A 10,747-nucleotide genomic window follows, 5' to 3' on the forward strand; every position below is an offset into this window, starting at 1 on the left:
TTAGAGAGCCCTGTTTGAAATAGTCTCTTTATTTTAAAGCCTTTATACTTACTTTTACAGATTAGGGACACGCCCTAGCTTGTTATTACTGTTTTTTTCATAGATGGGACGTTTGACCGTGCGGTTATCAACTTCAATATTTTTATTATCCAGTCGCCCTTCAAAATTGTCTGATAATACCGTTCTGTCCAAAGTATTCAAACCTTGATTACTGTAATTATTAACGATATTTTTTATCTTGATTTCACGCTCACCAGTACGGTAGGTCTCATCGATGCGTGCAATAGCACTATCTTTCGCTTGCTTATCATAGCTATTGTCAAAGCTGGTCAGCGTAATCTTATTACTACCCGAACCATAAATACCATCATCCTCCCCGCCGCAGCCAGCAAGAGTAAATGTTAGCAAAGAAAGTGCAATAGGTAACACCATTGATTTATTCATCGAATAAGACCTTTATTGGTTAGATTTTTTATCATCTATTTTAATAACTTTATTTTTTACAGCTATATTCCTATATTACATTAATACTTCTGTTACTTATAGCGATTAAGCTTTTCCTGCGATAGTTAAATGCAGCTAAAGATTCTACTAACAGTTCACTTACAAATCCACAGTATATACTTACGACTGACCTATATTGCTCATGCACTGGTTTGTTATGCTGAATCCCCTATCAAAATTTAATGCTTAAACATAAAAACTCACAACAAAGGATATGTTATGAAAACACTATATTCCACCAAAGCAACAGTTACTGGCGGTCGTACAGGTAATGCCAGTCTGCAAGACAGTGATTTGACGATTAATATGGTCGCACCCGGCTCTGATAAAGACGGTAATAATCCAGAACAGTTATTTGCGATGGGCTATGCCGCTTGCTTTGATGGCGCACTTGCTGCGGTCAAAGGGGAAGAAAAAGCAAAATTTGACTCTACCACTGAAGTATCCGTAGATTTAATGAAAGGTGAAGGCTTAGATTTTCAATTAGCCGTGAAAATTCATGTCACTGCTGAAAACACAGAGCTATCAGCGGATGAATTCCAAAAGCTGGTCGAAAAAGCCAATAAAGTTTGCCCATATTCTAAAGCGACTCACGGTAATATCGATAGTGAAGTGACTTCAGAAGTGAGATAGATTTTTAACAATAACAATGTCGGCTTTATCTATAAGAGAACTCAGTGAATACTGGGTTCTTTTTTTATGAGCGTCTGTCAGCAGTATAAATATCATAACTATCGAGAAGTTCGGCAAGGTCTGATTTTATCGTTATAATGGAAGCATCGTTTTATCTGATATTGACTCTATCTGATACCTAATAATAAGTGACCTTTATGACCGACCATATGACCGACTCCTCCGTAGACAATAACCACAACTCGCATCAAGCGCTTGACCCTAAAGCCTTACCAAATTTTGATACCATGCCCAACGTAGCGACTATGGACACCAGTCACGTGGACAAAAATCAGCCACCTTTTATTTTGGTTGATGGCTCTTATTATCTGTTTCGCACGTATCACGCCTTGCCAAAAACCATGCAAAACTCGCAAGGGCTGATAACGAATGCCATCCGTGGCACGCTCAATGCGCTACTAAAACTGATGCGTCGATATCATCCGACGCACATGGCGGTCTGTTTTGATACCAAGTCCCCGACTTTTCGCCATCATATGTCTGCTGATTATAAGGCGGCGCGTCCACCCATCGACATAGAGCTGGTGGAGCAAATTCCTTATATCCATCGCTTGGTAACCGCCTTAGGCATTCCACTGTTACGCATCGAAGGTGCAGAAGCAGATGACATTATCGGCACACTGGCGCACCGTGCGGTTGAGCAAGGTCATCATGTGGTCATCTCAACCGGCGATAAAGACATGATGCAACTGGTCAATGACTGCGTCATATTGGAAGATAGCTTCACGGGTAAAGTAACGGACACCCAAGCGGTCATCGAAAAATTCGGTATTAATCCAAACCAAATGATTGATTTTTTGACCTTAATGGGTGATGCCTCTGACGGTATTAAAGGCGTGCCCGGTATCGGTAAAAAGACGGCCAAAGACTTACTCGTTGAGTACGGTGATATCGACAATATGTTAAAGCACATCGGTTTTATTAAAGGACGCGGCGCTAAAGGCTTGATTGAGCATGCAGAGGAAATTCCATTCAATGCCAAACTGGCCACTATCGTCACAGACTTAGATATCGGTCAAGACTGGAATGATTTAAAAATCAATACCAATCCTTGTGCCCATATAGATGAATTGCGCGAGCTGTATAGCGAGCTTGAGTTTAGAAATGAGCTTGCTTCTCTTGACCACCCAAACCATCCAGCCAATGCTAATGGGAACGGCGTACAAAGTGTTGCAAGTAGCCAAGCAGATGCTGAATCACAAGCGCAAATCGCTAAATCGCTACAATCAAGCAGTATTGAGAATGTCCAAAACGGTAAACAGCATGATAGAGCGTGGCACACTGTGCTCGACGAACCAGCTTTTGAGAGTCTAGTCGAATTATTAGAGTCTGCGCCGCACTTTGTCATTGATACCGAAACCACTAGCGTCCATTGGCGTCAAGCACAAATCGTCGGTTTGTCTTTTGCGGTACAAGCGCATGAAGCCTATTACATACCACTGACACATGCGCTAGAGGGTGACGAGCTGACGGCTAAACAGCTCGACCGTGATAGCGTTTTAACACGTCTAAAACCTATTTTAGAAAACCCAAATATCGGTAAAATCGGTCAGCATTTAAAGTACGATGCGCATATTCTCAGCCATTATGATATCGATTTATTGGGTAGCATTCATGCTCGTCCCAATAATTGGGCGATGGATACCATGCTTGCCAGCTACGTGATTAATGCCGCTATCACTCGTCATGGTATGGATGATTTAGCACGCCATTACCTACAAACCCAAACCATCAGCTATGAAGACGTCGCTGGCAAAGGCGCTAAGCAAGTCACCTTTGACCAAGTCGCCATCGATATTGCTAGCGACTATGCTTGTGAAGATGCTGACATTACTTATCAGCTATTTGAGGTGTTCAGCGTTGAGCTAGCGAACGATGCCAATAATGCCAAATTGCTACACGAGCTAGAGATTCCAACGGCGGAGATACTCTGCCAGATGGAAGCAAACGGAATTTTAATCAAACGCCCATTTTTAAATGAGCTATCAAAGCGCTTCGATGAAGAAATCGTCGCGCTAGAAAAACGCGCCTATGAAGTAGTAGGTGAAGAGTTTAATTTGGGCTCACCCAAGCAGCTTGGTGAAATGTTATTTGAAAAACTCGGCGTTGCTGGCGGCAAAAAGACCAAATCAGGTCAATACTCTACTGGCGAAGCCGTGCTGTCAAAAATTGATCATCCATTGGTCGATATTACCTTAGAATATCGCGGTCTATCTAAGCTCAAAAGCACTTATACCGATGCGCTTGATAATGTCGCAGATTCTGAGACTGATCGCGTACATACCAGCTATCATCAAGCATTGACCAGTACTGGGCGTTTGTCTTCAACTGATCCCAATTTACAAAATATTCCGATTCGTACCGCGACTGGTCGCTTGATTCGTCAAGCCTTTATCGCACCAGAAGGTCGCGTTATTTTGGCGGCGGATTATTCACAAATTGAATTGCGTCTCATGGCGCATTTCTCAGGCGATAAAAACTTAACTGACGCCTTTAATGAAGGGTTAGATATTCACGCTGCGACTGCCGCTGAAGTACTTGGCAAGGATGTTGCTGACGTAACCTCGATCGAGCGCCGTAATGCCAAAGCCATTAATTTTGGTCTGCTATACGGTATGAGCGCCTTTGGACTTGCCAAGCAATTGCAAATGAGCCGCAATGAGGCACAAGATTATATCGATATGTACTTTGATCGCTATCCGGGTGTCAAAAACTATATGATTAATACTCGCGCCAGTGCTCACGAGCAAGGCTATGTCGAGACGATATTGGGTCGTAAGCTCTACACGCCTGATATCACTCATAGCAACCGTATGGTCAAGCAAGGCGCTGAACGTGCTGCGATTAATGCGCCACTCCAAGGCTCAGCGGCAGATTTAATCAAGCTGGCTATGATTGCCGTCGATAAAGTACTGCCAAAAGCGCAAGCCAAAATGCTGCTACAAGTCCATGATGAATTGGTGTTTGAAGTGGATAGTGACAAGGTAGATGAGATTAGCCAACTCATTACTAATGCAATGCAAGACGTCTTGACGACCACTGCCGTTGAAAAAGGCTGGAATGTGGACTTTGCTGTGCCGTTATTGGTTGAGACGGGTGCTGGCGAGAATTGGGATGAGGCGCATTAAGCGTTTTTGTATAATAAAACAGCTCAAGACCTAACGTTTTTATTTTATAGGATATGGGCTGTTCTTTAGATTGCCCATATCATACCCAATCGATAGTATCTAATTCGTAGGAGCTGACGTTGATAACTAAGGATTCTGTTATCAAACAATTATTGACCACACTCATCCTAGCTTTTAGCTTGTCTTTAAGTAATTACGCAATAGCATGCGGATTATTGCCAGGATATAAGTTGTCGAAGGGAGTAAGTTGGGGTGAGCTATGTGACTTCAATGAAGGTTTAGCAAGTGCTCAGAAAGATGGGAAATATGGTTTTATTGATAAACAAGCCAATATCATCGTTCCATTCAGTTATAACTTTACTGCTGAGTTTTCTGAAGGACTCGCCATCGTTAAAAAAAATGAACATCATGGATACATCAACAAAAAAAACCAAGTCATTATTCCGATAATATATGATGATGTCAGACCTTTTTCTGAAAGTAAGGCGGCTGTTGAATACGAGGGTAAATGGGGTGTTATTAATGATACTGGCGAACTTACTATTCAATATCAGTTTGACGAAATCAGGTATTTCTCAGAAGGACTAGCACCTGTAAGAAAGGATGAACTATGGGGTTATATTGATAGCAGTGGAAAGACTGTTGTACCCTTAAACTATCTGAATGCTGGTTCGTTTCATAATGGCTTGGCAGTCGTGGTAAAAGAGAATGGTTATGGCATGATAAATAAAGATAATAAAATAATCGTACCAACGGAGTATGACATGCCTATTTTCACTGGTAATGATTACATAGATACTTTTAAATTTATGAAAGGCAATAATTTTTACTATTTTGATTCACAAGGCAATCTTTTAGCTGTTAGCAATTACCTCGACACAACACCTAAAATGATACGTGTTCGGCAAATATTAAAACAGTAAACACTCAATATAATAAGTACTTTTCATCTTAACTTTTATCATCTGGCAAGTTAAACGTCTGTGTCTGCTCGTTGAACTCTACAATAAAGCTATCTGTACCTTTATCCAGACTAGAGGGTATTGGCTCGTAGTTGTTATCATAAAGACCGTGTTCGTAATCGACAGTGACTTTTAAGGGATAAAAGCCTTGAGTCATAACCCCACCTGTATTGATACTAACATCACTTTCAGCTTCACCATATGACGATTTACTCATAAGCTCATACGAATAATCTAAATCCAATCTTGCCACTTCTTCGACTTTACCACTTGTCATAGTAGCGTACATACTCCAAGAACAATTGGTTTGACCACCTGCACCGGAGCCACAAAACTTACCTACCCAACCGTACCTATCAGCACCCACTTCTCTTAAATCAAAATCTATCAGCTGACTTCGACCTGCTCCACCATTTTTTATATAAGGATTGCTTGAAGAGACGACCCAAGAATTACCTAATTTATAAAGTATGAATAAACCGCCAAATCCTGGTGTCACTCGTGCACCATCTTCCACCGTATCACCAGAAACCAAAACATATAAAGTATCTACTCCCTCGATGTTTTTAAATTCATAATGCTTAGGAGCAATGCAATAGGTTTCTGAGCCGTCGTCATATAAGGTACAACCACGCAACTTATCATAGCTTGAACTGTAATAAACACTCATAATTTTTTCAACAGCTTGCCTGACATCAAGAGATATTTCAGCATGTGCTGAAGGCAAGACCATCAAAAACAAGCTTACAATGATTAAAACTTTCATATAACAGCGCCTCTATATGTATGTGCCTAACGACCTATGGCATAATACTTTTGTTTGTCCTTTTTAGCTACCCAAAATAATTGAAGCTCTCCATGATTAAACCAGCAAATCTCAACACCATTACCCTTTACACACTTGCCAGCTTAAGTTTATGCACGCAAGTATGGGCGGATACTACGTCCACCACAGAGCCGAAAGTCGAACTGCCAAAATCTGACACGGCTTCGTTATCTCATGATGCTAACTCTAATCGAGATGAAAACCTCAATCAATTTGGCTATCGACTTCAACCTACCGAAACATCTACCGAGCAGTCTGCTCCATCAGTACAAGGAGCACAAAATTGGACGGACGAACGCCGTGAAGATGTCCAAGAGCAGCTGCATGAATGGGCACACAAAATGGACGGTTGGTTCGGCAAACCGGATCCCAAAAAGCCCGCCAAAGCCAGTTTACGAGTTGTACTAGATACCCGCTGGGTCAACGATCCACAATCAGGCAGTGACGTGAGCGTTGAACCTAGGATTCGCGGCCGCTTACGATTGCCAGTGTTAGAAAAAAGATTGAGCCTGATTATCGGTGATGAAGATTTGGATGAGGATACCTTCTTAAAACAGAATGTGACGGGCGATACTTACCAAGCAAGTACCAGTAACCAAGATGGACTCGTCAACAGGAGAAAAACGCGAGAAGACAATGGTTCTATCGCCATTCGTTGGTCACGTTTTAGTCATGAGGTTGAGCAGCAGTTAGGGGTCAAAACAGATATCGATGTCGGGGTTCGCTCGCTCGATGACTTATACGTAAAAGTGAGCGTCGATAAAGACTGGTATGACAACAAAAAATGGACTCTCACTAGTGATAGTTACTATCGTTATGGACTCGATAGTGAGCACTATGCAAAAGGCGGGCTAAATCTGCAATATGGTACAAATGCTGACCAGTTAATCAATAATCGCACCGCCATCCGTTATCGCAATCAAGACAATGAAGAAAGCACGGACTGGAGCAACGATCTCAGACAAGTACACTATTTGGGCAATGAAAAACAGCTGGCTTATGGTGTCTCTACTGGCGGTTACTTTGACCATGACAAATCAACATTAAACAGCTATGGCCCTGCTATAAGCTACCGCCAACCCGTTTGGCGAGAGTGGCTTTATGTACAAACAGAGCTAAATTATTACAATGATAAAACAGCGGATAAGGACCATTACCCGTCAGCATTATTACGGATGGAAGCCTTATTTTAACCCTACTATCTATTGAATTGGTTGTATCGTCATAGGTATAAATAGCCGATAGCAATGTGCATAATAAAGGGCATTTGTTTGCCATTGTTAACAATGACATATGACTCATTAGTTATATTAAATAACGTTATAGCGCTGACATTGGCGTTATAATAGCGGTCTATTACGTTATATGTCATTGGATAAATTTCGGTCTAAAGTGAGCCTTTGTGCTCACTTTTTTTTATTTTAAAAAATCAGGAGGTTTTTATTTTGAGTTCAGATGGCATCATCGAAATTCCTGGCATTATTATTTTATTCGCCTGTCTGCTACGTTGTGTGCAGTATTTACTACAGAGCTCTGCCACAAATACGTTTAAACAGATTCGAGCTTTTTGGTTGGCAGCGGTGCTGGTATTCTTTGCTGTGATACGCCGTGAGTTAAATTATCTACCAGACTTATTGGTTCCCACTGACTTTGTGTTGTTCAGCCATTCTTATGACTGGTGGGAAGACCTCGTCCTGACCATCGTTTATGTGCTGATCGTTGGTTTATTGGCTTATTCATGGCGTTATCTTTGGGCAATATTAAAAAAAGTACCCGTTTCTTTGTATTTTAGCGTCGCCGCCTTGGCATTATTAGAATATATGGGCGAAAACGCCATTATGATTCCCGAAGCTTTTGGCGTCATTACAGAAGAGCTGTCAGAGACTGCTATTTATGGCATTGCCTTGATTTATTTGTGGCGCTTAAACTTAAACGAGTACGACTGTCAAGTAGAAGAGACGAGCGAGCTGCATTGTCAAACGGCTTCACACTAACGCAGAGTGTTTCTGCTAACAGTGATAACTACTCGTTATATTAATTACCATGCGCTCTATATCAATAGTTATACTCTCTAGCAAAATACATTTAGACGAATTTGTTATACTACAGTCGGTTAAATTTAAAAATAGTACAAAGCAACCGAGTGTAGATGTATATTTAATACTTCAAGCGAGGCTAACGCAGTAATATTATTATAGTGGAATGACTATAATAATAAGTCCGAGGGATAAGCATCCTAATATACGACCTCGATTTACTCATGATTAATAACGATTAAGTCACTTATTATGAATATATTGATTACAGGCGCATCACGTGGTATCGGCTTGGCCACCGCCAAAAAGTTGGCGGAAAAAGGCCACAATATTGGTTTATTTGCGACCAATACTGCGACACTTGAAAGCGCCATTAAAGACAAATCTTTTAAGAAAGCCGTCAAACAACAGCGTATTATCACAGGTCAGCTGGATGTCACCCAGCCTGACTCGTGGGACAATGCGATCAATCAAATGATTGAACATTTCGGTGGTATTGATGCACTCATTAATAATGCTGGGGTGCTGGTCAGTGGCGCATTACCAACGACCAATCTAGATGAGCAACTGGCTTTAATTGACGTCAACTGTAAAGGTGTTTTGATTGGCTGTCATAAACTGGCGCCTTATCTGGCTGATAGCAAAGACGGCAAAATTATCAATGTGTCCTCTGCTTCTGCTATCTATGGTCAACCCGAAGTTGCGACTTATGCGGCCAGTAAGTTTTTTGTGCGAGGTCTCACAGAAGGCCTTAATATTGAGTACGAAAAATTGGGTATCAAGGTGATCGATGTGATGCCGCTGTGGGTCAAATCTGACATGACTGCCGATATCGAAGTGACCAGTATGGATCGCTTGGGCATCCATCTAACGGTCAACGATGTCGCCAAAACATTGTGTAAATTGACGACCAGTCCCAATCGTAAACTCAAAAGTACGCATTACTCTGTGGGCATGCCAGCAAAAATCTTTCAAGCAGTCTCGCAAGTCACGCCAGATTCTGTAATCCGCTGGGTCAATACCAAGGTTGGTGCTTAATAGCAACATCACCTATTCGTTATACTGTTGTTTACCGATAACGCTTATTTAATATAAAACCACACTTACGGCTGCTCAATATGAGTAGCCGTTTTGCTTGCCTCACGAATTTTTATGGCTTGCTCGACAGTTTTACCAGTAAAAATATTGTTTTTAATAACGGTATTTTTTATCGCCCCTGCTACGCTATCTTCCCGAATTTCAGAACCAACGCTAATCGGTAAATTCACATCAGCAGCGAATTGATTACCAGCTATTAGCGTGCCATCGTCCTCTACGATAATGCCCTGCTCGACTTGCTGAAAACGATTATCGATAATTTGATTGCCCTTAGCACTGTCTAAATGATAGCTGGCAAATGGCGTTTGCTTCAGCAAATAAGCACCGCATTCAAAACCTTTGAGATTGCGTGACTGTCTTGACGCCACCCACACCCCGACTGGCTCGTCGTTAAAAATATTGCCACGAATTATATTGTCACGGCTCGACTCGGTACGCTTAAAATGATTGCCCCGCGTACTGTCATCAGCATGCTCAAAGCAATTGCGATACAGCAAAATACTGCCTGCCCCATTATGGATAAATTGATTGTTTTCGATACGGTTATTGCTCGACGAATCCACGGCAATAGCCTCACGATTGGGCTTAAAGGTACGGAAACCATTACCGACAAACACTGAATTTTTAATCACATTATCGCGACTACCAAATTCCAGATATAACCCAACAGTGCCTGCATTTTGAATACGTACCTTATCAAAGCTCACGCCATGCACATGATCACCGATGAACATGCCACTATTGATACTGTTTTGACTACTCACATTAATCACTCGGATATTACTTGGCGCAAGAGCACGGTTGGCAGCAGGATTAATAAAGCCACGCGCGTAACGCTGATTGGGGTTGCTATATTGGCGAATGTGCAGCGCATGACCGTAGCCCTCCACATGACAATTGGCCACTGCAATATTGTCGATAGCCACATCCGCTTCAGGCTTAATCATAATTGCGCTGGCCGTTGATGCATCATCAGTACTGGTACTGAGCAGAGCGCCCTGACAGTCGAGGGAGCTGTGCGAATCATTCAACTCAAAGCGTATCGACTTGGCTGTCAAATCACAGCTTGCACTGAGTACGCTGTGACCTTTTACCTTAACTATTTGCTTCGGCGTTAATTGTGCGCAGTCTATGGTTGTCGTGGCTTTTGGCAGTTTGGCATCGATAATTAACGGCTGTTTTAAATCAGCATTATCCAAGCTGCTATGGGCGCTGCTACCAGAAAAAGGTACACCTTCACAAGCCGTCAAACCTATTGTGGCACTGATTAAGGATATTGTGACGAACAACCTACTACTTGATACCATCGTATATTTCCTATTTTATGTCTATCTTGTACTTGTCTTACATTTTTTGAACATCCTGTGACACCTTACTACTATTAGCAAGCGTCATAACACGTCACAATGTTTTTAATAAACAATGCTTTTAATAAACAATGCTTTTAATAAACAATGCTTTTAATAAACAATGCTTTTAATAAACAATGCTTTTAATAAA

9 protein-coding genes are annotated in these 10,747 nt (G+C 41.6%); 6 read left to right on the plus strand and 3 right to left on the minus strand.

Features of this window, described 5'->3' with window-relative positions; genetic code table 11:
- Window positions 1-54: 54 nt before the first annotated feature.
- Window positions 55-444 (minus strand): hypothetical protein, encoded by a 390-nt coding sequence (locus JMX82_RS13730; protein WP_201540943.1) that lies wholly within the window; start codon window positions 442-444, stop codon window positions 55-57.
- 279 nt (window positions 445-723) lie between these two features.
- Here JMX82_RS13730 and JMX82_RS13735 point away from each other — a divergent pair, with 279 nt between their 5' ends.
- From JMX82_RS13735 to JMX82_RS13745, 3 genes are all read left to right on the plus strand, one after another.
- Window positions 724-1,137, plus strand: coding sequence for an organic hydroperoxide resistance protein (locus tag JMX82_RS13735; protein ID WP_201540944.1), 414 nt, complete (start codon window positions 724-726; stop codon window positions 1,135-1,137).
- A 197-nt stretch (window positions 1,138-1,334) separates the two neighbouring features.
- On the plus strand, window positions 1,335-4,325 hold the full coding sequence (polA, locus tag JMX82_RS13740; RefSeq protein ID WP_413786788.1) for a DNA polymerase I: 2,991 nt from the start codon (window positions 1,335-1,337) through the stop codon (window positions 4,323-4,325).
- Window positions 4,326-4,444: 119 nt separating this feature from the next.
- Entirely contained in the window at window positions 4,445-5,248 is an 804-nt protein-coding gene (locus JMX82_RS13745) for a WG repeat-containing protein (RefSeq protein ID WP_201540945.1), read from the plus strand.
- Between the two features lie 28 nt (window positions 5,249-5,276).
- On the opposite strand, the gene JMX82_RS13750 is transcribed toward JMX82_RS13745, so the two are convergent.
- Window positions 5,277-6,053 (minus strand): hypothetical protein, encoded by a 777-nt coding sequence (locus JMX82_RS13750; protein WP_201540946.1) that lies wholly within the window; start codon window positions 6,051-6,053, stop codon window positions 5,277-5,279.
- A 92-nt stretch (window positions 6,054-6,145) separates the two neighbouring features.
- Here JMX82_RS13750 and JMX82_RS13755 point away from each other — a divergent pair, with 92 nt between their 5' ends.
- The 3 genes from JMX82_RS13755 to JMX82_RS13765 all read left to right on the plus strand — a co-directional run bounded on the left by JMX82_RS13755 (window position 6,146) and on the right by JMX82_RS13765 (window position 9,187).
- Complete coding sequence (locus JMX82_RS13755) at window positions 6,146-7,306, plus strand: hypothetical protein (RefSeq protein WP_201540947.1); 1,161 nt, start codon at window positions 6,146-6,148, stop codon at window positions 7,304-7,306.
- 252 nt (window positions 7,307-7,558) lie between these two features.
- Entirely contained in the window at window positions 7,559-8,107 is a 549-nt protein-coding gene (locus tag JMX82_RS13760; RefSeq protein ID WP_227676807.1) for a hypothetical protein, read from the plus strand.
- Between the two features lie 294 nt (window positions 8,108-8,401).
- Window positions 8,402-9,187, plus strand: coding sequence for an SDR family NAD(P)-dependent oxidoreductase (locus JMX82_RS13765; RefSeq protein WP_201540949.1), 786 nt, complete (start codon window positions 8,402-8,404; stop codon window positions 9,185-9,187).
- A 65-nt stretch (window positions 9,188-9,252) separates the two neighbouring features.
- Here JMX82_RS13765 and JMX82_RS13770 read toward each other — a convergent pair whose 3' ends face one another.
- On the minus strand, window positions 9,253-10,554 hold the full coding sequence (locus tag JMX82_RS13770) for a right-handed parallel beta-helix repeat-containing protein (RefSeq protein ID WP_201540950.1): 1,302 nt from the start codon (window positions 10,552-10,554) through the stop codon (window positions 9,253-9,255).
- Window positions 10,555-10,747 lie beyond the last annotated feature (193 nt).

The sequence above is a fragment of the Psychrobacter sp. 1044 genome (genome assembly GCF_904846525.1).
Taxonomy (GTDB): Bacteria; Pseudomonadota; Gammaproteobacteria; order Pseudomonadales; family Moraxellaceae; genus Psychrobacter.

What these genes read in the sequence shown, in the direction of transcription:
- JMX82_RS13770 (WP_201540950.1), bottom strand. Translation starts at nt 10,554, where the DNA reads ATGGTATCAAGTAGTAGGTTGTTCGTCACAATATCCTTAATCAGTGCC.
- JMX82_RS13730 (WP_201540943.1), bottom strand. Translation starts at nt 444, where the DNA reads ATGAATAAATCAATGGTGTTACCTATTGCACTTTCTTTGCTAACATTT.
- polA (WP_413786788.1), top strand. Translation starts at nt 1,335, where the DNA reads ATGACCGACCATATGACCGACTCCTCCGTAGACAATAACCACAACTCG.
- JMX82_RS13765 (WP_201540949.1), top strand. Translation starts at nt 8,402, where the DNA reads ATGAATATATTGATTACAGGCGCATCACGTGGTATCGGCTTGGCCACC.
- JMX82_RS13735 (WP_201540944.1), top strand. Translation starts at nt 724, where the DNA reads ATGAAAACACTATATTCCACCAAAGCAACAGTTACTGGCGGTCGTACA.
- JMX82_RS13750 (WP_201540946.1), bottom strand. Translation starts at nt 6,053, where the DNA reads ATGAAAGTTTTAATCATTGTAAGCTTGTTTTTGATGGTCTTGCCTTCA.
- JMX82_RS13755 (WP_201540947.1), top strand. Translation starts at nt 6,146, where the DNA reads ATGATTAAACCAGCAAATCTCAACACCATTACCCTTTACACACTTGCC.